Source organism: Trichocoleus sp. FACHB-591, assembly GCF_014695845.1.
GTDB lineage: Bacteria > Cyanobacteriota > Cyanobacteriia > FACHB-46 > FACHB-46 > Trichocoleus.
In genome coordinates this window covers 58,076-79,793 of the sequence record NZ_JACJPA010000047.1, presented here as the reverse complement: position 1 = coordinate 79,793, position 21,718 = coordinate 58,076, and the positions used below count along the sequence as shown (strand labels likewise).

General features: G+C 50.6%; 15 protein-coding genes. 5 read left to right on the top strand and 10 right to left on the bottom strand.

Translation table 11 applies throughout. The features are described from left to right. Nucleotides 1-174: 174 nt before the first annotated feature. The 6 genes from rppB to H6F90_RS10535 all read right to left on the bottom strand — a co-directional run bounded on the left by rppB (nt 175) and on the right by H6F90_RS10535 (nt 8,256). A complete protein-coding gene (rppB, locus tag H6F90_RS10560) occupies nt 175-1,533 on the bottom strand; it encodes a two-component system sensor histidine kinase RppB (RefSeq protein ID WP_242024414.1) in 1,359 nt (452 codons plus the stop codon). Beyond that, nucleotides 1,493-2,194, bottom strand: a complete 702-nt coding sequence (rppA, locus tag H6F90_RS10555; RefSeq protein ID WP_190552439.1) for a two-component system response regulator RppA — start codon at nt 2,192-2,194, stop codon at nt 1,493-1,495. Before rppA ends, rppB begins: the two co-directional genes overlap by 41 nt. 23 nt (nt 2,195-2,217) lie before the next feature. Continuing rightward, the gene (locus H6F90_RS10550) at nt 2,218-2,694 is read right to left on the bottom strand and encodes a hypothetical protein (protein WP_190552438.1); all 477 of its coding nucleotides are present in this window, start codon (nt 2,692-2,694) and stop codon (nt 2,218-2,220) included. Next, nucleotides 2,678-5,791: an efflux RND transporter permease subunit gene (locus H6F90_RS10545; RefSeq protein ID WP_190552437.1), complete on the bottom strand. Its 3,114-nt coding sequence runs from the start codon at nt 5,789-5,791 to the stop codon at nt 2,678-2,680. Before H6F90_RS10545 ends, H6F90_RS10550 begins: the two co-directional genes overlap by 17 nt. Before the next feature lie 19 nt (nt 5,792-5,810). Further along, nucleotides 5,811-7,442: an efflux RND transporter periplasmic adaptor subunit gene (locus H6F90_RS10540; RefSeq protein ID WP_190552436.1), complete on the bottom strand. Its 1,632-nt coding sequence runs from the start codon at nt 7,440-7,442 to the stop codon at nt 5,811-5,813. A gap of 106 nt (nt 7,443-7,548) precedes the next feature. Next, nucleotides 7,549-8,256 (bottom strand): DUF305 domain-containing protein, encoded by a 708-nt coding sequence (locus tag H6F90_RS10535; RefSeq protein ID WP_190552435.1) that lies wholly within the window; start codon nt 8,254-8,256, stop codon nt 7,549-7,551. Between the two features lie 306 nt (nt 8,257-8,562). Between H6F90_RS10535 and H6F90_RS10530 the strand changes: the two genes are divergently transcribed. The 3 genes from H6F90_RS10530 to H6F90_RS10520 all read left to right on the top strand — a co-directional run bounded on the left by H6F90_RS10530 (nt 8,563) and on the right by H6F90_RS10520 (nt 14,255). Then, entirely contained in the window at nt 8,563-9,378 is an 816-nt protein-coding gene (locus H6F90_RS10530; RefSeq protein ID WP_190552434.1) for an alpha/beta fold hydrolase, read from the top strand. A 19-nt stretch (nt 9,379-9,397) separates the two neighbouring features. After that, a complete protein-coding gene (locus tag H6F90_RS10525) occupies nt 9,398-11,161 on the top strand; it encodes an ATP-binding protein (protein ID WP_190552433.1) in 1,764 nt (587 codons plus the stop codon). A 220-nt stretch (nt 11,162-11,381) separates the two neighbouring features. Then, nucleotides 11,382-14,255, top strand: coding sequence for a GAF domain-containing protein (locus H6F90_RS10520; RefSeq protein ID WP_190552444.1), 2,874 nt, complete (start codon nt 11,382-11,384; stop codon nt 14,253-14,255). Between the two features lie 44 nt (nt 14,256-14,299). On the opposite strand, the gene H6F90_RS10515 is transcribed toward H6F90_RS10520, so the two are convergent. After that, nucleotides 14,300-17,779 carry an ATP-binding protein gene (locus H6F90_RS10515; protein WP_190552432.1) on the bottom strand — a complete coding sequence of 1,160 codons (3,480 nt, stop codon included), beginning with the start codon at nt 17,777-17,779 and terminating at the stop codon, nt 14,300-14,302. Between the two features lie 332 nt (nt 17,780-18,111). Then, nucleotides 18,112-18,360: a hypothetical protein gene (locus H6F90_RS10510; RefSeq protein WP_190552431.1), complete on the bottom strand. Its 249-nt coding sequence runs from the start codon at nt 18,358-18,360 to the stop codon at nt 18,112-18,114. A 509-nt stretch (nt 18,361-18,869) separates the two neighbouring features. Between H6F90_RS10510 and H6F90_RS10505 the strand changes: the two genes are divergently transcribed. After that, on the top strand, nt 18,870-19,436 hold the full coding sequence (locus H6F90_RS10505) for a tetratricopeptide repeat protein (protein ID WP_190552430.1): 567 nt from the start codon (nt 18,870-18,872) through the stop codon (nt 19,434-19,436). Nucleotides 19,437-19,502: 66 nt separating this feature from the next. Here H6F90_RS10505 and H6F90_RS10500 read toward each other — a convergent pair whose 3' ends face one another. Further along, the gene (locus tag H6F90_RS10500; RefSeq protein ID WP_190552429.1) at nt 19,503-20,195 is read right to left on the bottom strand and encodes an NUDIX domain-containing protein; all 693 of its coding nucleotides are present in this window, start codon (nt 20,193-20,195) and stop codon (nt 19,503-19,505) included. Between the two features lie 93 nt (nt 20,196-20,288). Here H6F90_RS10500 and H6F90_RS10495 point away from each other — a divergent pair, with 93 nt between their 5' ends. After that, nucleotides 20,289-21,323 carry an isochorismatase gene (locus H6F90_RS10495; protein WP_190552428.1) on the top strand — a complete coding sequence of 345 codons (1,035 nt, stop codon included), beginning with the start codon at nt 20,289-20,291 and terminating at the stop codon, nt 21,321-21,323. A gap of 42 nt (nt 21,324-21,365) precedes the next feature. Here H6F90_RS10495 and H6F90_RS10490 read toward each other — a convergent pair whose 3' ends face one another. After that, on the bottom strand, nt 21,366-21,578 hold the full coding sequence (locus H6F90_RS10490) for a hypothetical protein (RefSeq protein ID WP_190552427.1): 213 nt from the start codon (nt 21,576-21,578) through the stop codon (nt 21,366-21,368). Between the last annotated feature and the right edge of the window lie 140 nt (nt 21,579-21,718).

Here is a 21,718-nt window from a genome sequence, read left to right as displayed (position 1 = left end):
CTCTCTAACAAAGCCTCAAACTCTTTGGGGGTGAGCCCGGTTAAACTACACAAGGTCTGCGGTTTGGTTCGTAGTTCCGCATATGTCATTTTCATCTACCGACCTCATTCCAGGTGCACGGTATAATTCTAAGTCCTAATTTCCGATAAGGTTTATAGTTTAGCAGGTGTGAAACTACTCTAAAGGCAGGCAAATTGTGAATCTACTGCCGTTACCTAGCTCGCTTTGTACTTTCAAGCTGCCTTGATGGGCCTCAACAATGGCCTTGGCGATCGCTAGCCCTAATCCAGCGCCTCCCGTTTGGCGAGAGCGATCGCCACTGACCCGATAGAAGCGCTCAAAAATGCGTAATTGATGTTCTGAGGCAATGCCAATTCCGGTGTCTTGAATATGAATCAGAGCGTGGGTATCCGCTTGCTCTAAAGTCACTGTCACGATCCCACCGTTAGGAGTGTATTGCAGAGCATTGACAATCAAATTAGCGATCAATCGGCTGAGCTGATTTTCATCTCCTGTGACATATAACGGTTCGTTAGCTCGGATCTGGGCCGTTAACTGAATCGGAGCAGCAATCTCAAGCACCGATAAACTCTCTACCAAGTCACTGATTAAGTCATTGAGACAGCAAGACTGATGCCTGTCTACCGACTTCTTTTGATCCATGCGAGAGAGCAGCAAGAGATCTTGCACTAGGGCAGCCAGTCGGTGGTTCTGGCGAGCGATCGCGCTTAGGGTTTCTTGCACTTCCTCAGACGAGAGAGAATCCGTGTCGAGAACTGCTTCCACAGTGGCGCGGATCGCCGCGATCGGGGTGCGTAATTCATGAGCTGCATCAGCGGTGAACTGTTGTATTTGGGCGTAGGAGTGGAAAACAGGCTGCATCGCCAATCCTGCAAGCCACCAACTGGCACCTCCTACCATCAGCATGGAGAGCGGCAATCCGACTGCGAGCAATAATCTGAGGGTGGCGAGATGGTCATCAAATTCCTGGAGCGACCGCCCAATCTGCATATAGCTCCAAGGACCTCCTGTAGCGGTTTTTAGCAACAAGGTAACTTGGCGGTAGCGGCTGCCATTATGGTCGCGAATAGTCTGCCAGCCTTCTTGAGTCGTTGGCGGTGGTAATCCTGGGGGTGGTGAGCTGAGTTGAGCCAACATTTGCCCCGATTGATCAAAGAAGCGCACGTAGTAGTGGCCTGTTTGGACAATGCCGAGAACGTGTCGAGATTGCGTGTCTTGGGAGCAGCTCGTGCCTACTACACATAACCCTGGCAGGACCTGTTTGACCACAGGTTCAAGCTGATTAGGTCGTTGCAACTTAGGCTCTAGGGTGTCGTGTAGCGTGCCCGAAATCGACTTCAGTTCTTGTTCTACCGCTTGCCAGTGGGTGTATGCCAACATTTCATAAGCAACCAAGCCACTGACACTAAGAATCAGCCCCATAACGCCAGCGTACCAGCCCGCCAGTTGAGCGCGAGTGCGATTAAATAGCTTATTTTGCTGCATGGGCGTAGAGTCGGTAGCCGAGGCCATGCACAGTCTCAATCAAGCCATCACAGCCTGCGTCAGCCAGTTTGCGTCGGAGCAGACGAATTTGCGCTGCTACCACATTGCTAGTTGGTTCCGCTCCCACCTCCCAAAGCTGATCCATCAACTGTTGGCTGGTGACCACTTGGTTGGGATGTTTCATGAAGTATTCCAGAGTCTGAAACTCCTTGGCAGTCAGGGCGATCGCTGCTGTTTCTCCACTCGCAACCTGGAGAAAAACCTGATGCGTCCCGTAATCTAACAGTAGATGTCCCACCTGTAGTTGCGACGGTTGCAGTTGGGGCGATCGCCGCTGTAAGGCTCGCATCCGGGCCAGAAGTTCTGCCATCCCGAACGGTTTGACGAGATAATCATCGGCCCCTGCATCTAAGCCTACGACCTTATCTTCCATGCGGTCCCTAGCCGTGAGCAGCAAAACAGGGAGAGACTTTTGCTGGGCGCGGAGTCGCTGGCAGAGTTCCACACCAGATAAGCCTGGGAGCATCCAGTCGAAGATCGCCAGCGTATACTCAACCCATTCTGTATTCAAATACTCCCAAGCGGTGGTACCATCTTGCACCCAATCCACCACATATTTTTCTCGGTTTAAGACGCGCTGAATCGCTTTGCCGAGATCAACTTCATCCTCTACCAGTAGAATTCGCATTCGCTTGTGGTTCCCGCTCGGTGCTACTGTTTGAAGCTGAAGCGACCATTCACCTTCTCACCGCCGATATCTGAAAGAATGGCGACTTTATATTCTCCAGCGTTACTCTCCGGCAAGATGGCAGCGTAATGCTGACCTTGCGCGTCATATTTCATGTCTAAGGATTTCTGACTGCCATCGGGTAACTGCACTTGAGCGGTGACTTTGGCATTGGCAATAGGCTCGTGATTGTCTCCCTTTTGCAAGAAGAAGTCGATGTGAGTCCCTGCTGCTTCTTTGGCAGTGACGAGTTCTAAGTGATACGGACCCGACTCAACCACTTGTCCTCCTTGTCCCCCGTGATTATCTGCTGGAGCAGAACTAGGGCTGGTGGCTGTAGAGACAGCAGGGCTACTGGTTGAATTGGTGGCTTGATTATTGGTCTGATTACCATTGCTGCAAGCCCCTAAGAATAGAAGTCCGAGGGTGACCGCAGCGATCGCACTAACTTTTAATTGCATAATTTTTCTCCTGGTTGGTAGAAGAGAGGTTAGGAAACAGATGCTTGCCAAATTTGGCATAGAGAGCAGGCAGGACCAGTAGAGTCAACGCTGTAGAGGTGAATAACCCGCCCAGAACCACGATCGCTAGGGGTTGCAAAATTTCCTTTCCGGGTCCGCCCGCCACGACTAAGGGAGCTAACCCTAAGGCTGAAGTAAACGCGGTCATCAGAATGGCGTTTAGCCGCTCCATTGAACCTTTGATCAAAATGTCTTTGAGTGGCATTCCTTCGGCAAACTTGGTGTTGTAGTTATCCACCAGCAGCAGGCCATTCCGGGTTGCGACTCCAAACAAGGTGACGAAGCCCACCAACGACGCGATCGATAAAATTCCTCCGGTTAAAGCCACGGCAATTACGCCTCCTACCAAAGCCAACGGCAAATTGATCATGATCGCAGCCGTGGAAGGAATCGACTTCACCGAGAGATACATGATGATCGTAATCACCACAAAGGCGATCGCGCTGAAGAGGAGGATGTTTTGACTAGCGCGTTCTTCGGCCTCAAACTGCCCCGCATACTGAATGTAATAACCAGGGGGTAATTGAACTTGTTGCTGCACCTGAGCCTGAATGTCGTTGACCACTGAGCGCAAGGCTCTCCCTTGAGCGTTGGCCGCCACCACGATCAGGCGCGAGACATTCTCCCGGTTGATGGTGTTTGGGCCTGTGCCTTCCTGAATCGTTGCGACTTGAGCCAACGGAATTTTATTGCCATTGGGCGTATCGACCATCAAGTTCGCGATCGCGTCTATGCTTTGGCGGGCGGCTGGGTTGAGCCAAACCACCAAATCAAAGGTTTGCTGCTGTTCTAAAACTTGAGACACCACTCGTCCATTCAGGGCGGTTTCAATCGTTTCGGAGAGCTGCCCCATGCTCAAGCCGTATCTCGCCGCTGTCCCGCGATCAAATTGGATTTGGATTTGCTCCACCGGGATTTGGGGTTCTAATTGCAAATCCACAATGCCCTCAACCGACTGCATCACATCATTCACCTGCTGACCCAGGATACGGAGTTGTTCCAAATCGGGACCAAAGATTTTGACGGCGATCGCACTTCTCACACCTGATAGCACCTCATCCATCCGGTGAGAGATAAAGCCACCCACATTAGGAGCCGCTCCCGGAACCTGGTTGAACTCTTGGCGCAAAGCTTCCAACGTGGTTTGGCGGTCTTTCATCCCCGCCGGGCTCAGCTCCACATCGATATGCGCCAAATTCACCCCAGCAGCATCGGCATCCCCCTCCGCCCGTCCCGCCCTCACCTGAATGGAGGCAAATCTGGAGTCATCCTTGAGCTGATGCTCTAATACTGAGGCGGCACTGTTGGTTGCTTCCAGAGAGGAACCAGGGTAGAGCAGCAGCGTGTTCACTAGCGATTGCTCTTGAAACTCCGGTAAGAAGATCCGCCCAAATGACGGCACGATGATGGCAGTAGCGACTAAACTGGCGATCGCCAAGCCTAGAATCAGGGGCGATCGCCGCATTGAGAACGTCAAGAGTGGTAGATAGAGCCCTTTGAAAAAGCGAGCTACCCAAGGTTCCCGTTCCGGTAAGCGACCGTAGGGCAGCAAAATCGCACAGAGAGCTGGGGTGACGGTTAAGGCAACCACACTAGAGGCCAGCACCGCGACTAAATACCCCAACCCCATCGGGATAAAGATGCTGCCTTCGACTCCCGTCAGCGCAAAGATAGGAGAGAAGACGACAACGGTGATGATCGTGGCTCCAAACACCGAATCCCGCACTTCTTGACAACCTTCAAACACGACCTCTAGAACGGGACGGGGGTGGGAGGAATACTTGTTTTCGCGCAGACAACGGTAGACGTTCTCAGCATCGACGATCGCATCATCGACCGCAGAGCCAATGGCAACGGCTAAGCCTCCTAAGGTCATCGTGTTCAAGCCCTGGCCCAGCCAATTCAGCGCCAAGATCCCGATGAGTAAGGAGAGTGGCAGAGCAGCTAAACAGACGGCTAAATTGCGCCAATTCATCAGGAACGGAATCAAGATCAAGGCGACGATAATACTGCCTTCGAGCAGCGCTTCTCGCACGTTTTCGATCGAGGAATCAATATAGGTTTCCTGCCGAAACGTGGTAGCCACTTGAATATCCGACGGCAAACCCACTTTCAACTCGGCCATTGCCGCTTCAACCGCGCGAGTCACGGTAGGCGTGTCTGCAAGTGGCTGTTTATTCACGATCGCCACCACCGCTTTTTGGCCGTTGACGCTGGCATCCCCTCGCTTCACGGCTGCGCCAATTTTGACCTCAGCGACTTCGGTAATCCTGACTGGAGTGCCATTGCGGGCTGTAATCACCGATTGCTTGAGCGCTTCAATGTCTTCAATGCGGCCAATACCGCGAATCAGCTTCTCGCGATCCGGGGTAATTAAATACCCTCCTGGTGCGTTCACATTGGCTGCTGCTACGGCCTCCGTGACATCCTGCAAAGACACATTAAAAGCTTGCAGCTTTTCCGGTGCCACTAAGGCCTGGTACTGCCGCACATCGCCGCCAAAGATGATAACTTGAGCGACTCCAGGTACGGCTAAGAGGCGATTGGTGACTTGCCAATCTACCAGCCGTCGCACTTGCATTAAGTCTGTGGTTTGGGAGGTGAAGGCATAAGTAACGATCGTGCCAATCGGAGAACTAATCGGAGCAACTTCCGGGGTTTCCACGCCTTCCGGTAGCTTGCTTTGAGCCGATTGCAAGCGCTCTGTGACCAACTGTCTAGCCTGATAGATATCGGTGCCCCAGTTGAAAATCACTCGCACCACCGAAATACTGGCCGCACTGGATGAACGAACCGTTGTCACTCCGGGAGTCCCATTGATGGCGCTTTCAATCGGCAGCGTCACCAGTGACTCGACTTCTTCTGGCGCGAGTCCAGGCGCTTCGGTTTGAATTTCGACTTGGGGTGGAGCAAAGGGGGGAAACACATCCAGCGGCATTTGGATGATCGTCCGAAAAATCCAAATTGTGATGACGATCGCGCCTAGAATCACCAGCCAGCGACGGGCGATCGCCCATTTAATAATGGCGCTTAGCATAAAAGTTCGCTCAATGTCGCTAACGAAGAGAACGCTCTGACTCTGAAGCCTGTGAAGTTATAGGAACGCGAGTCCTGTCCTGCTCCGGAATATCTGGTAAGTCATAATCTTGAGGAACCCTAAAACTTCGACGATGAGGACGATTAGCCCAGTACACGCCTGCCCCAAACGTACCTGCCGCGATCGCCCCTCCCACTGGAATAACCATCCACCAAGGGATTGTGGGTTGGCGACTCGTCGTGGTGGTTGTCTCCCCATGCTCGTGATCCTCAGCGGTTTTGCTGCCGCCACGTAGTGATTGGGCATAGAGTTGCATGGCTCGTTGGGTGACAATGCGATCGCCATCAAAGAGTCCGTTTTTGATCTCAACTAACTCCCCTGAGGCTTGACCCAAAGTCACTTCGGTCGATTGGAAGGCATCGCCGTTTTGCACAAAAACAATCTGTTTGTCATTCGTTTCCACCAGTGCAGACTTGGGAATAGCTAGCACAGGAGTAGGGCTGCGATCGGTCAGAACCTCCAACTCCGCAAACATCCCCGGTTTCAACAGCCCATCAGAATTCTCTAACTCAGCTTTGACAGGCATCACGCGCGTCTCCCCTTGCACAGCAGCGCCAATCACACTGATGCGACCTGTAAAAGTGCGATCGGGCAAACTTGCCACTTTTACTTGCACTCGTTGCCCCGTCTGAATGCGGTCTAGATCTTTTTCATAAATATTGGCGCTGACCTGCACGCTACTATCGTTGATGATGGTCATCACCTTTTTGCCAGCGTCTTCGCCTGATTCCCCTGTCGTGGTTTCGCGATCAGCCACAGTTCCTGCAATTGGAGCCGTAATGGTAATCGTGCCATCGTCATTGGCATTCGCACCTAGCTGTCGTAACCGAGTTTGATAGGTTTCGTCGCTCAGATTGACCCGTGACTGGGCTACCTGTACTGCTGATGCGGCATGTCGCAGTTGTGAGGTAGCTTCCGAAACTGATAAGCGGCTTTCAGCTTTGGTCAGGGCTGCCTGGGCTTGAGCCAGTTTTGTTTCCGACTCTAGAAATGTGCGTCTGGCGATCGCGCCGTTAGCCAATAGCTCCCGATCTTTGTCAAAGCGCTCTTGGGCAAAACTGACTTCACTGCGAACTTGAGCCAACTCAGTAGCCGCGATTTTCTGTTGCTGGGCATAGTTCTGTTGCGCCAGTTGTAAATCTGCTTGAGCTTGTTGCACAGAAGCGATCGCCTCGGAACGCCGATCGAGGGCTGTAGTTCGCAGTTCTGCCAGTTCAGGACTCGTCATGGTTGCCACCGCCTGCCCCGCTTTGACACGATCGCCGGGACTCACGAGCAGACGGGTCACGGTACCTTTTACGGGAGTCGTCACCTCTACCTGCTGATTAGGCAAAGGTTCAATTTGGCCCGTAGTCTTGAGGCCAAAGGCCAACCGCTGACGAGTCACAGGCTCTACTTTCAGCCCCATGAGCTGAGCCGTTTTCGCATCGACTGGAATTGCCCCAGCGGCTTGAGTCGTTTGGCTACCCCCCTGAAATTCGTTGTCTCCATGTCCCTTATGAGCCAAGCTCTGAATGGGAGCGGTCAACAGCAGCACGGTTAGGAGAGTGCTTGTGAGCTGAAAGATAGAGGATTGGGGCGGGGGGGTCATGGTGGTTTCCTGGGTAGAGCGCTTGCTGGAGGGCAATTTTCGCTTGGGGGCGATCGCTAGGCTTTTACTAAGTCAGACAACATGCAGTTTTGGTACTAACTTGTTTTCACCGTTGGTACCAAGCTTGTCGCCATTGCTGCATCTGCTGAATTTCAGCTTCTTGGGACTTGATGATGGCTTGAGCCAGTTGTTTGATTTCTGGGCGCTTGGACTTGCTGAGAGCATCTTGGGCCATCGTTACCGCTCCCTCATGGTGTGGAATCATGGCATTGATGAAGCGCAGATCAAACTCAGCATCGGCTGTTCCTAAGTCCATATCCATTGCCATGCCTTTTCTTTGATCCGGTGACATTGGCATGGCGTGACCCATCTGAGCATTCCAAGCGACGGGTTGAGCACTGGCGTTGGGGTACCAGGCTTGTCGCCACTGCTTCAGTGCTCCAATTTCTTTATTTTGTGCCGCGATAATATCGGCTGCTAACTTCTGAATTTCGGGTCGCTGCGACTTCTGCTGCGCCTCTTTTGCCATTGCTACCGCTCCCTCGTGGTGTGGAGTCATGGCATCTACAAATCGCAAGTCATATTCGGCATTGGCTGGGCCTAGCTCTATGCTGGCGCTGTGGTCCATCGTGCCGCTGTGATGCGCGTTGCCATGATTCATTGGTTGGTTTGAGCCAGCCGTAGTAGCAGCGGGGTTAGGAGTTTGAGCCTGATTTTGACTGGGTGTCGAGCAGGCATTCAAGAGGCTGGCAGTGGCGATCGCCCCTAGTAACAAAGCAATAGCACTGGTTTTCATCCGAAACATACGATACATAAATTCTCCGCAGAGAAATTGCAAAGGTCTATGCTGTTATTCTGAAGTCTCCCTTTGGCTGGAGTGTCAACTCTATATGTCAACTCTATAAATGAAATAGGCTCAAGCACCTTCTTGAGTTATCTATAGTCAGCTATTTACCCAGAGAAGCCAGCGATACACAGTCACTCAGCATTGCACCTACTTATGAAATCAAGATGAAATTGCTCTATCTCCCAGGAATGAGATGCTTTTGAGAAGAATGATGACGGTCACAAATCGGCTCGGAAGGGTTGGGCAATTTATAGTAATGGTTGATGAAATAGAATGACTCAAAACATTTTTCTCAGGAATAATATCACCGTGTTCGGCGAAGGCACCCAGCCTCTACTGTTCGCTCCTGGGTTTGGGTGTGACCAAAATGTGTGGCGTTTTGTAACGTCTGCCTTCAAAGACGATTACAAGATTGTCTTGTTCGATTATGTCGGGTCTGGAAAGTCAGATCTTCAAGCCTACAACGTCGAGCGCTACAGCGATCTCAAAGGTTATGCCCAGGATGTTCTAGATGTCTGCACCGCCCTGGACTTGAAAGACGTGATCTTCGTCGGGCATTCTGTGAGTGGTGTGATTGGGATGTTGGCATCTATTCAAGCCCCCCAACTTTTCAGCCAGCTCATCCTTGTGGCTCCTTCCCCCTGCTACATCAATGATTTACCGGATTACCAAGGTGGATTCGATCGCCAAGACATTGAAGAACTGCTAGATCTGATGGACAAAAATTACATTGGCTGGGCAAGCTTTTTAGCCCCTGTGATTATGCAGAATTCAGCGCAGCCAGAACTGACTCAGGAGCTTGAAACTAGTTTCTGCTCAACCGATCCGGTAATTATGCGTCGCTTTGCGGAAGTCACTTTTTTTTCTGATAACCGCTCTGACTTGCCTCAAGTGACAGTGCCATCTCTCATCCTGCAATGCTCTGAAGATGCGATCGCCCCTACTGAGATAGGACATTACCTACATCGCCATCTGAGCGCAAGCACCTTGCAAATGATGCAAGCGACAGGGCATTGCCCTCACATGAGCCACCCGGAGGAAATCATTCAACTGATCCAAACTTATTTGACTGAAACCCCTGCTAGCTGAGGCCCGCAACTCTAAGTTTATGATTTGCCAAATAGACGAGCCGTTCAATACAGCGCCCTGCGGTTTCCTCTCATTTAATGACGATGGCACCATCGCGATGCTTAACGCCACACTGTCGCAATTGCTGGGGTATGAGTCTAATCAGTTAGAGGGGATGCCCATTGAATCTATCCTACCGATTGCCAGTCGCATCTTCTATCAAACTCATTTCTTCCCGTTGCTGAAACTGCACGGCAAAGTCGAAGAAATCTACCTCTTACTCCGCGCTAAGCAGGGGGGCAACATCCCTATGCTCGTGAACGCGGTACGCCAAGAACGAGGCGGTAGCTGCTGCAACGACTGTATCTTGGTTCCCATGCGTCAACGCATTCAGTATGAAGATGAACTACTGCAAGCGAAGAAAGTAGCAGAGGCAGCTACTCAGGCCCAAAACCAGGCTAATGCAGCGTTGGCGCTAGCTCAGGCAGCGTTAGAGATTAAGCAGGCAGAGCTATTAGAGTTAAATGTCAAGCTCGAAGAGCAAGTTCAGCAACGGACTGCTCAACTGCAACAAGCCCTGAATTTTGAGTCATTATTGCAACGAATTACGGCCAAAGTCCGCGACAGTTTAGATGAGCGCCAAATCCTCCAAACAGCCGTACAGGAATTGGGGTTAGGGTTGGACGTCGAGTATTGCGATGTCGAAGTATATCAGGCTGATCAAACGCGATCGACCATTGCTTACGCCTCCCACCAGACTCTAGCTACGGCTCAAGGCTGGTATCTGGACATTACGCTTACCTCTCCTTGGGTGGATGTCTCTTTGTTAGCGGGAGAAGCGATGCAGTTCTGTCCCTTCGGCCCCGTGAGTGCGGTTCCGCATTCTAGTCAATTAGTTGTCCTCGCTTGCCCTATTTATGATGATCAGGGAGTTTTAGGGGATCTGTGGCTGTTCCGGCAAAAAGAACAAATTTTTAGTGACTTAGAAATCCGGTTGGTCCAACAGGTCGCGAATCATTGTGCGATCGCGCTGCGCCAGTCGCGCCTGTATCGTGAAGCTCAGATGCAAGTCCAAGAACTGGAACGGTTGAGCCAACTCAAAGATGACTTTCTCAATACGGTTTCTCATGAGTTGCGTACCCCGATGGCTAGCATCAAACTGGCAAATCAAGTCCTAGAAGCGAACTTGAAAACGTTGGGTTTGTTGGCCGATGAATCTCATGCGATCGCTCGTTCCTGCAAAATCATCCGCGACGAAAGCCAGCGCGAGATGGAGCTGATCAATGATCTTCTCGATATGGCTCGGCTTGATGCTGATACTGAACCGCTTAACCTGGCTACGATTGATCTTCAGCTTTTTGTACCCTACTTTGTAGAACCGTTTATAGAACGGACTCGTCATCAACAACAGCACTTGAAGATCAATCTTCCTGAAAATCTCCCCCTTTTAACCACAGATATTTCCTATTTAGAACGAATTTTAATCGAACTGCTGCATAATGCCTGCAAATACAGCCCTCCCGGAGCCACGATCGCGCTATCGGCTCAGGCAACTTCAGCAGCATTAGAAATTCAAGTTAGTAATTCTGGAGTCGAAATTCCAGTCGCAGAACATGAGCGAATTTTCAGCAAGTTCTACCGCATTCCCAATCATGATCCTTGGAAGCATGGCGGGACAGGGCTCGGATTAGCACTGGTGAAAAAGTTCGCAGAGCGCTTAGACATTGACATCCGAGTTGAAAGTAGTAGTGAGAAAACCACCTTTGTTCTAGAGTTTGAAGCTGCTGCCTCAACATCTCTCTAAATCTCTCGAAATTTTTCTAAGCGTTCTGATCTCTGAGTGCTCTGATCTTTAAGTGTTCTGCCCCCTGGGCGTTCTTTGCCTCAGCTATGAACCATTGGACTGCAATATTAATGATGGATTTCAATATATTTTGAGAAATTTAGTCGTTCTTAATATATGTTGCAAAAATTAAGGGAACTCTAAGTGCAGCCACCCTTGAATCCTGAGTTGAATCGTGACTATGCTGCCCACCCACGACATCAGTTCATCCTTAAATCGGGAAGTCCTCCTCCACCGTATTGCTAATCGTATCCGTCAATCCCTGGAGCTTCCGGAGATCTTGAGGAAGACTGTGGCAGAAGTGCGTTCCTACCTGGGAACCGACCGAGTCAAGATTTACCAATTTCAACCAGACGGTCATGGCGTGGTGATTGCCGAATCCCTACAGAGCGATCGCTTGCCCTCCTTGCTAGGTCTGCACTTTCCCGCCGACGACATTCCGCCCTATGCGCGGGAGTTATTCGTGCGGGCTCGGCAACGCTCAATCATCAATATGGGCACCCACGAGATTGGCATCAGCCCTCTCAACTGTCCCGAAACTGGGGAACTGCTCAACGAGACAGATATTCGCTATCGTCCCGTCGATCCTTGTCACCAAGAGTACCTGACCGCGATGGGCGTGCAATCTTCTATTGTAGTTCCGGTAGTGCTCGAAGCAGAAGCAACCGGGTCTTCTCAGGGTCCATCTCCCCAATCCCAGAGTCAACTTTGGGGGCTGTTAGTTTCTCATCATGCCGAGCCGCATACGGTCACGGAAGAAGAGTTGCAATTCATTCAAGCAGTGGTAGACCAAGTTGCGGTTGCCATTGCCCAATCCATTTTGCTGGAGCAGGTGCGAGCCCAAGCACGGCAAGAAGCCAACCTGAATCGGGTGACAGCACTGCTACAAACGTCTCCCACTGTAGACTGGCAAGATGCCCTGAAGGAAGCTGCTGACACTCTTGATGGAGGAGGCAGGCTGTATTTATTTCCAGACACCCACCACCCTAGAGAACTTTATACCTGTGGCGAGCAGCCCACCTTAATTGATTCCACTCAGAATCGCTGCATTGAAGAAAACTTACTGTGGCAGAGGTATTTGCACTCAGTCTTAACGACAGCTACAGATGGAACTGGATATCAACCTTGGTCGGTTGAGTGGATGCGGGCTGTTTACGAACTAGCAGAACCGACTCAATCTACCAAGCCAGCGCCTTCATCCTGGGCAGTGAATGATATCTATCAAGAACCCCTCTTTCGTACCTTGGCCCCCTTCTTTAGCGACACCAGGATTCGCAGCGCCTTAATTATTCCGCTGAAGCACGGCGCTCAAGTAATTGGTTGTCTCACCTTCTTCCGTAGTGGTCTTGATACTGAAACTCTTTGGGCTGGCTATCACAATCCAGATACGCGCCAGCTCATGGCACGGCAATCCTTCGACGTGTGGCGGCAAATCCAGAAAGAGCAGTCGCAAAGCTGGGTGGAAGAAGAGATCAAATATGCCCAAGTTTTAGGAGAGCGTTTCTCAGCAACGGCAAAACAATATCGGCTGTACCAACAGGTGCAAGGACTCAACGCCAATTTAGAGCGCCAAGTTGAAGAACGCACTGAAGAACTCAGACAACGTTCTGAGCAGCTCCAGCAAACGAACATCGAGCTGGAATATTTAGTGGAGCGACAAACCACCCTATCGCGCATTGTGTCCAAAATCCGGCAGTCCCTGGAGATTGACACCATCTTTCAAATCACCACTCAGGAACTGAGCCAGGTGCTCAAAGCTGAACGAGTCGCTGTGTATCGCTTCAAGCCTGATTGGGGCGGAGAGTTTGTCGGCAACTACGAAGCCACCATACCGGAATGGCAAAGCATTGGTCATTTAGGCGTGAATATGGTCTGGGATGACACTCACCTGCAAGAAACCCAGGGTGGACGATATCGTAACGGTGAGATTTCTGTCGTCTCTGACATTTATCAACCAGGGTATGCTCAGTGTCACATTGACTTGCTGGAGCAGTTTGAGATCAAAGCTTTTATGATCGTTCCCCTCTTTGTGGGCTCTAGCCTTTGGGGACTGTTAGGTGTTTATCAACATTCGACAACTCGTGATTGGAAGCAGTCGGAAGTTGAGTTTGTCAGCCAAATTGCGACTCAACTTGGAGTTGCGCTACAACATGCACAATTGCTTGCTAGTACTAAACAACAGGCTGAACAATTAGCAAACACCTTAGCTGACCTGAATCAGACTCAACTTCAGTTGGTGCACAGCGAGAAGATGTCGAGCTTGGGGCAACTCGTGGCGGGCATTGCACATGAAGTGAATAATCCGATCAACTTCATTCACGGCAACTTAGCGCCGATTCAGGAGTACACTCAAACCTTGCTTGATCTGATCCATGCCTATCAGCAGGAGCATCCTACTCCATCAGCAGCCCTAGATCAGCAGCTTGAAGATAGCGACCTGAGCTACATTGAAGAAGATTTTCCCAAGCTGTGTGCCTCGATGAAGCTAGGCACTGACCGGATTCGAGAAATTGTTCAGTCTCTACGCAACTTCTCGCGCCTTGACGAAGCAGATGTGAGAGCGGTTGATCTGCATGAGGGTTTGGAGAGTACTCTTTTGATTCTGCAACATCGATTGAAGCCAGGTCCCTCTAATCCTGTAATTGCCATTGAGAGGCACTACGAAGAACTGCCGTTAGTGGAATGCTATGCTGGGCAGCTCAACCAAGTCTTTATGAATTTGCTGAGCAATGCGATCGATGAATTAGTTGATGCTGCGACCGAGAATACCATCTCGTCCAAAACCATCACCATTGCTACCCGCAGTGTCGATGCTGAGTGGGTAGAGGTAGTGATTCAAGACAATGGTCGGGGCATTCCCGAAGCCGTTCAAGCCAAGTTGTTAGATCCCTTCTTCACGACTAAACCCATAGGACAAGGAACTGGTTTAGGTTTATTTATCAGTCATCAAATTGTTGAGAAACACAATGGTGAGCTGTTGTGTCGCTCTCAGCTAGGAGAGGGGACAGAATTTGTCCTGAAGTTGCCCGTGCAGCAAAGAGTTGCGATCGCCTAAACCCTGCGAGTGCTGTGAAAATTGGTATTGCTTAACGCTCTAAATCACTGTTGCCGCGCTTGCAGCAGAGCAATTTTCACGCTTTCCCACTCTGCCTCCAACTGTAAAACTTGGGGATGCGTGCTTACCTCCCCTTGATGTCCGATTGTTTCTAGTTGGTTGCAAAGTTCACTAAAAGAGAAGATGCCGAGGAGGTCGCTACTCGACTTGAGGCTGCGGGCTGCTAGCGCCAATGCTGTTGCATCCGCTTCAGCAATCGCCTGATGCATCGCTGCTAAGCGTCGAGGCACCTCCTCCAAAAAGCAATCAATCATTTGCAGAAACAGTTCAGAGGCATCTTCACCTACCCGCTCTTGAACTGAACGCTTCGCCTCGGCGATCGCGATTGCTAGTGCCGATGAGGGGAGAGAGGAGGTGACTTGCGGGTAAACTTGACATTGGCTGAGTGCCCGCACTAGTTCTTTCACCTGCACGGGTTTGCTAATGTAATCGTCCATGCCGCAACTCAGGCACTCTTCGCGATCGCCTTGCATGGCATTTGCGGTCATGGCCACAATTCGGGGGCGATCGGTGGAACCCCATTCTCGGTAGATCGCTTGAGTTGCCGTTAAACCATCCATTTCTGGCATTTGTAGGTCCATCAAGATCACATCGTAAGACTGGCGGCGTAAGGCTTCTAAGACTTCTAACCCGTTGCTAGCCAGATCAGCCCGATAACCGAGCCGCCGGAGGAGATGGGTGGCTACCTTTTGATTAGTTACATTATCTTCAGCCAACAGAATCCGTAAGGGTAAGCACTCAGCTAATTGTGAATCAAAGGGAGAACTAATGGGACTGGACGAGAGAGACGTTGATTTAGTAACCGTGGCCCCAGCAACCGGAGCAACAATCGTGAAGTAGAAGGTGGAGCCTTGCCCAACTTGACTTTCCACCCATATCTTGCCGCCCATTAGCTCACAAAGCCGCTGGCTAATCACTAAGCCAAGGCCTGTACCGCCATACTTACGAGTGGTGGAAGCATCCACCTGGCTAAAAGACTGAAACAAGCGATGAAGTTGGTTTTGAGGAATGCCAATCCCTGTATCCCTCACCGCAAATCGAATCTCGTAGTGGAGTGACTGTAGGTCTAGAGGTTGTCCTGTCACAGAAACCATGACCTCTCCTACCGGGGTAAACTTGATGGCATTGCTGAGCAAGTTCACCAAGATTTGCTGTAAGCGAGTTACATCTCCGACGATCGCGCTTGGTACCGTCGATTCTATAGTGTAGGCTAGCTCCAATCCTTTTCCGTAAGCTTTTGGGCTGAGCAAATCTAGCGCTCGCTCTACACAAGCGCGCACACTCAAGGTTTGCTCCTCCAACTCCAACTTGCCAGACTCAATTTTGGAAAAATCTAAAATGTCGTTAATCAGGGTGAGCAAGGTTTCACCGCTGCTACGAATTGTCTCGGCAAAATCGCGTTGCTGAGGCATTAATGGCGTATCCAGTAGCAGACCCGTCAAGCCAATCACGGCGTTCATGGGGGTGCGAATCTCATGGCTCATGGTGGCCAGAAACTTACTCTTGGCTTCAGTGGCTGCTTCTGCGGCTCGCTTAGTTTCCTCCAGAGAAAAGTTTTGCTGCTTGAGTTGTTGGCGTTGATGCCGCTCTTGTTCTAGAAGCTGAGCTTGAGCCAAGGCAATCCCTACTTGGTCGGCTACAGCTTCAAGTAACTCAATTTCATCGGCACTCCAGTCACGACGCTGATCACATTGATGTAGGGTGATGATGCCATTCGGCTCCCCTTGATAAGAGGTGCGGATCGCCAAAATGGATTTGATGCGGAACTCCTGACAGAGCGGCAGTAGGCATTGCAGCAGGGGGTTGTTATTAACATCAGCAGAGGCGATCGCTCGCTCTTGCGCTAAAACTTGTTGGGCATGGGGATTGTCATGAATCGGAATGCCGACTTGTAAGAGGGAGGCATAACCAGACTCTAAATATTCGGCTTTGACCTCCAGTTGCCGAGTTGGGGTAGCCATATAGCCAAGAATCAGACAGCGGTTGGCTTGGAAGGCTCGACCGATTTGAGCGACTGTCGTCTGAAAAATCTGTTCAGGATCGAGACTTTGACGAATCCTTTGAGTAATTTCTTTGAGCAACGAAGCGCGATGTAGTTGCTGCCTTAAAGCAGTTGCGGCTTGCTGACGCTCAATTTCACTACCGCTCCACTGAGCCATTAGCTTCAACAGTTCTTTATCAACCGGTTGGAATCGTTCTTGAGTCGGCACACGGCTCCAGAAGCACAACACGCCATACATTTCACCCGCAACCAAGACCCGCATCCCAAGATAACTTTCGATTTTGAAGTCGGTATGACCAGGATGCTGACACCACTGGGATGCACTCGCATGTGGAATAAATAATGGTTCCGCAAGTTTGAAGGTCTCTGAGCAGTAAGTTTGTTGAAGTTCAAAGATGGTGCCCGGTGTGACTGAGCCATCTGGAGCCTGGACTGCAATGATTTCGTAGCGATCGCCTTGAATATGAGATAGAAAACTAAACTCAAGCTGGAATTGCTGACAGCCGAAAGCCAACAGTTGCTGGAGGCGAGCCTCAAAGCCGAGTTCATGATCCACACTCAGGTTATATAAAGCGCGAATGGCTGCTGCGCCTTCTCGCAGTTCTCGGGCTGAGCGATTGGACTTTTGCTTGAGATGAACTGCCAAGGCCAGTACCCAGGCGAGAGACAGACCACCCAATAAAGTAATTGTGGGGAGTGGAGAATGCATCCGCTCTAGCAGGGCTGGAGTTGGCCAGACCTGGAGCCGCCACGTAACCCCATACATAGGAATGCGCGTTGCTCGTCCCCACTGCTTTTGCAGTTGCCTATTCGCAGTTGGGTCCTGGTAGATCTGCTCGTTCCCATCAAAAATTGCTACTGCGAAGCCCGACACATCTTTTTGCGTCAAGATGTCATCGATGAGCGTTTGAGTTCGGTACGTGGCAGCAATAAACCCATCAAACTGGGTTGGTTGAGGAAAGATGGGCACATATAATTGAAAGCCTTTCCCCCCCTGGGCTAAGTCAATCTCATGAGTCATCCGAATTCTTTGTTGGTCTCGCGCTGCTATGAGAGCCTGACGCTGCTGGGAGTCAGAGCCAAGGTTGAGGTTGAGCGCAGCTTCGTTTCCCTTCAGGGGGGCAATCCAGCGCACCTGAAGATTTGGGTCTATCCAGGCGATCGCTTGATAGCTCTTAAAGTGCTCCAGATTTAAGTTGGCGTTAAACTCCCACTCTTCCTGAGGCGGCTTACCCCCATGCTCCCACCGCTTAGCGATGCGTACCAAGGCCAATACTTTCGGCTGAATCTTTTCCTGAATCTCTAGCTTCAGCTTGGCTGCCTCTTGATCAACCGCACGTTGAATCTGGATTCCCTCTTGCTTCACGAGTGCCTGCCAAAGCCAAAGGCTAGCAGCGGAGGTGCTCAGACCCACTGCCAACGGCAATACAAACAATGAAGCCAGCGCGCGCTTTTGCAGCATGCCGAGAATTGCTAGCGGCCGAGTCGGCATCTTCTCAAGATTTTGGTTGCATAGAAATACTTTTCCCCACCAAGGCTGACTGAATCACTGTGGGTTGTGAATATCGAAACAAAACGCAACACCCTTGTGATGGGTGCTGCGTCAAAATGCTGTAGGTTTGGGGCAAAATCGTACGAACTTCGGGTCTTTCCTGCTTGTGGTGAAGGTTGAGCGCCACTGCTCATCTACCACATCGTAGCATCAGTCAATTTGGATCAGCTTTTGGCGGACGCAGGCGCAGAACAGCAGGAGGTCCAGTGGGCTAGGACACACAGCGAGTTGAGCCGCTCGGCTTACCTACTCCGGGCAGAACGCTCGTAGAATTCTCGGGTGCTGGTCTCTAGCTCTGAACCACTGGTTAACGGAATCAGGCTAAAGGGCGCAAACAAAAATAGGATGAGTGAGAAGAGGGAGACCTGCCTGCCAGATGTGGGTGAGATAGGTTTTGCGGTCCGGGGAGCCTGGAGGTAGGAGGCGATAGCTAAAGTCACAACCCAAACACTGAGTAGTGCCACAGCAATGGCCAAGATTGGTAGCAGCATAGAGCCTTCCAGCATTAGTACTTCTGTGGTTTATGTTTGCCACCATAACGAGGTCAAACTGTACCTGCAACATTCCTTAATAGAAAAGCCAAGTTGTAATATTTAGATACAACTCTCTTATAAATCGCTCCCGATTTCTATATCTCCACGATTCTGGCTGAAGAGATTGGCGCTTGAAGTCTGTCTCTTTACTTGGCTGTGAGGTCTAGAACCCATTGATAAGAATCCGCTACGTCTTAAAGCGTTTATGAGAGGCTCGCTGGCAAGCACCTACTGACTTCCACACCGTTCGTTTGTCCCTAATGCAGATGAGTTGGTATGGTTTCTGCTTCTTTTACTTACATCTGCCACGGGTTGGAATTGCTTCGATTCGGAAACCCCTCAAATGATAGAGGGTTATGTTTCTATCGGTCCGTTACCTTGTCTAGGACGATGGCAAGCTCATTCATGAGCCTGTTGCAAGGGTGGTTCCATCCATACTCTTGCTGCACCCATTTCTAGGTGACACCATGAACCGTATTTCTTCAGTGCTAACGACTTTGGGCCTAGCTGCCACTCTAATTGGTATGCCCTCGGTTGTTCAAGCTTACCCCACGACTGCAATCACCGCTCCCATGGGGTCTGTCGATGCTTATAACGAAGGCGTGTACCAAGCTCAGCAAGGCAACTACTCTAAGGCGATCGCTAACTGGAGTCAAGCGATCGCGTTCAATCCGCAATTCCCCGAAGCTCACTACAACCGGGGGCTTGCTCACTTAATGTTGGGAGATGCGTCAGCAGCGATTGCAGATTTCGACCGCACCCTAGAGATTAACCCAAAAGATGGGGATGCCTACAACAACCGAGGTCTAGCGCAGCAAGCGCTGGGTAATGAGTCTCAGGCGATCGCAGACTTCACTCAAGCCCTCCAGATAAATCCCCAAGATGCTGAAGCCTACCAGAATCGGGGCTTTGCTCGGCTGAGCTTAGGAGATAAGGCTGGAGCAATCCGGGATGCTCGGCAGGCTTCTGCTCTATTCTTAGCGCAAGGCAATCCTCAGGAAGCGCTCCGTAGCGTTTCCTCAGACACGCTTTAGGGGAGTGAGGGGGATGGCTCTAGCTTTTCCTCTTTCAGTCAGGATTAACCTTTGCTAAATTTCGTGCTAAATCTCGAAATTGAAGCCTTTTTCCCTGAGTTGGCGATATTTGGTTGCATCGAACTGATAGAGGCGGGCGGCTCGATGTGCAACGTCGGTTTGAGTTTCTTCTAGTTCAACCAAGAGATTCATCTTTAGAAGCTTCTTGCGAAAGTTGCGTTTATCGAGCCGCCCGCCCAACACAGTTTCGTAAAGAGTTTGCAGTTGGGACAGCGTAAATTTTTGGGGAAGTAATTCAAAGCCGATCGGCTCATAGCGAACTTTGCCTTTGAGTCGAGCGAGCGCTATATCGACAATTTGCGTATGGTCAAAGGCTAGCGAAGGGAGATGGGAGATCGAAAACCAGGCTGCTTCGATGGCATCGGTCGTGGCTTCGATAGCATGCTCCCTGAGATTAACTAAGGCATAGTAGGCAACGGTGACAACGCGCTCACGAGGATCGCGATCGAGCGCCCCAAAGGTATATAACTGCTCTAGAAATACATCTTGTAGTCCTGTTTCTTCCTGTAGCTCTCGGCGAGCCGCCGCATCAATGGATTCGTCAATTCGGACAAAACCGCCAGGAAGTGCCCACTGATCTTGAAAGGGAGGTAGGTTGCGTCGGATCAGCATCACTTGTAGGTTATTCGGCTCATCCAGCCCAAATATTACGCAATCTACAGCCAAGTTGGGGCGGGCATATGGGTACAGGTAGGCCATGGATTGACATCGTGTATTTTTGACACTAACCTTGTTGTTATAGGTACACTATCCCATAGTGGAGACCCAAATTAAATTAGTGCGTGGCTTGGAATGACAACTCAAACACAACTGCCGATTCCTCCACACTTTGCTACTCAGCGCGTCGGTGAGGTGTGGCGCGTTCCTTATCAAGAGCGAGCAGTGCAGGCGAAAGCATGGGCTAAGCAGCAGGGATTACAACCAGCCGCCAAAGATCAGACACGCATCTGCTTAATGGCGATCGATGTACAAAATACCTTCTGTATCCCTGATTTTGAACTGTTTGTGGGTGGGCGATCGGGCAATGGCGCTGTGGAAGATAACGGGCGATTGTGCGAATTCATCTACCGAAATTTGGACGTGATCACCGAGATTGCGCTAACAATGGATACCCACACAGCGATGCAGATTTTTCATCCTAGCTTTTGGGTGAATGGTGCTGGAGATCATCCCGCTCCTATGACCATGATTTCTTTAGCAGAAGTGCAGCAGGGTATTTGGCAGGTAAATCCTGCGATCGCCTACAGCCTTACCCAGGGCAACTACATGCTGCTAGAACGCTTTGCCTTGCACTATACCCAGCGCCTCAGCGACAACGGCAAATATCCCCTGACTATTTGGCCTTATCACGCCATGTTAGGCGGTATTGGGCATGCGCTGGTTTCTGCTGTAGAGGAAGCCTGCTTCTTTCACGCGATCGCCCGCAACAGTCAAACTCATTTTGAGATCAAAGGGGGGAATCCCTTAACAGAGAACTATTCAGTGCTGCGGCCTGAAGTGCTTGATAACCCTGACGGTCACCCGATCGCCCAGAAGAACACCCACTTGATTCAAAAACTGCTGGAGTTTGATGCGGTAATCATTGCTGGACAGGCCAAAAGCCATTGTCTAGCCTGGACAGTTGATGATTTGCTCAGCGAAATCCAGATCCAAGACCCCAGCCTGGCTAAAAAGGTTTATCTGCTGGAGGATTGCACTTCGCCGGTTGTAGTTCCTGGGGTTGTCGATTTTACGGAGCAAGCGAATGCTGCGTTTCAACGCTTCACCGATGCAGGCATGCATGTAGTGAAATCTACAGAGCCGATCGCGCTTAGAAACCACAATTAGCAGAATAAGAGGCGATTGCTCCCCTGATTACTAGGGACAGTATTACTGAGGCTCTACTAGGCGTTTGAGGCGCAGGTAGGCTTCCTCAGGGGTGAGGGGTTCTGATTCCGTTTCATTGGGAATGTAAAACTGGCGGCTATCGGGAAAATGACGCACCACAAAGCTGGGAATTAAGCCTAACTTCATGGCTTCATAGCCTAATTGCTCTGCTGTTTCGGCTAGGGTAAATTCGTCGTGGAAGTGGCGCTCAATCATGATGAATCCTAACTCCTACAAACCACAGCAGTAGTCTTTGGTAGACTTTACCACATTAGATTTGTGGGTTTCTGTTGGTTAGGTTTTACCCAGCTATCTAGAAGGTTAGTTGAGGCTTGTGAAATTGGATTCGCTCTCCC

Bases quoted from the DNA above. Each gene is read 5' to 3' on its own strand.
- rppB (WP_242024414.1), bottom strand. From the start codon at position 1,533: ATGGCCTCGGCTACCGACTCTACGCCCATGCAGCAAAATAAGCTATTT.
- rppA (WP_190552439.1), bottom strand. From the start codon at position 2,194: ATGCGAATTCTACTGGTAGAGGATGAAGTTGATCTCGGCAAAGCGATT.
- H6F90_RS10550 (WP_190552438.1), bottom strand. From the start codon at position 2,694: ATGCAATTAAAAGTTAGTGCGATCGCTGCGGTCACCCTCGGACTTCTA.
- H6F90_RS10545 (WP_190552437.1), bottom strand. From the start codon at position 5,791: ATGCTAAGCGCCATTATTAAATGGGCGATCGCCCGTCGCTGGCTGGTG.
- H6F90_RS10540 (WP_190552436.1), bottom strand. From the start codon at position 7,442: ATGACCCCCCCGCCCCAATCCTCTATCTTTCAGCTCACAAGCACTCTC.
- H6F90_RS10535 (WP_190552435.1), bottom strand. From the start codon at position 8,256: ATGTATCGTATGTTTCGGATGAAAACCAGTGCTATTGCTTTGTTACTA.
- H6F90_RS10530 (WP_190552434.1), top strand. From the start codon at position 8,563: ATGACTCAAAACATTTTTCTCAGGAATAATATCACCGTGTTCGGCGAA.
- H6F90_RS10525 (WP_190552433.1), top strand. From the start codon at position 9,398: ATGATTTGCCAAATAGACGAGCCGTTCAATACAGCGCCCTGCGGTTTC.
- H6F90_RS10520 (WP_190552444.1), top strand. From the start codon at position 11,382: ATGCTGCCCACCCACGACATCAGTTCATCCTTAAATCGGGAAGTCCTC.
- H6F90_RS10515 (WP_190552432.1), bottom strand. From the start codon at position 17,779: ATGCTGCAAAAGCGCGCGCTGGCTTCATTGTTTGTATTGCCGTTGGCA.
- H6F90_RS10510 (WP_190552431.1), bottom strand. From the start codon at position 18,360: ATGCTGCTACCAATCTTGGCCATTGCTGTGGCACTACTCAGTGTTTGG.
- H6F90_RS10505 (WP_190552430.1), top strand. From the start codon at position 18,870: ATGAACCGTATTTCTTCAGTGCTAACGACTTTGGGCCTAGCTGCCACT.
- H6F90_RS10500 (WP_190552429.1), bottom strand. From the start codon at position 20,195: ATGGCCTACCTGTACCCATATGCCCGCCCCAACTTGGCTGTAGATTGC.
- H6F90_RS10495 (WP_190552428.1), top strand. From the start codon at position 20,289: ATGACAACTCAAACACAACTGCCGATTCCTCCACACTTTGCTACTCAG.
- H6F90_RS10490 (WP_190552427.1), bottom strand. From the start codon at position 21,578: ATGATTGAGCGCCACTTCCACGACGAATTTACCCTAGCCGAAACAGCA.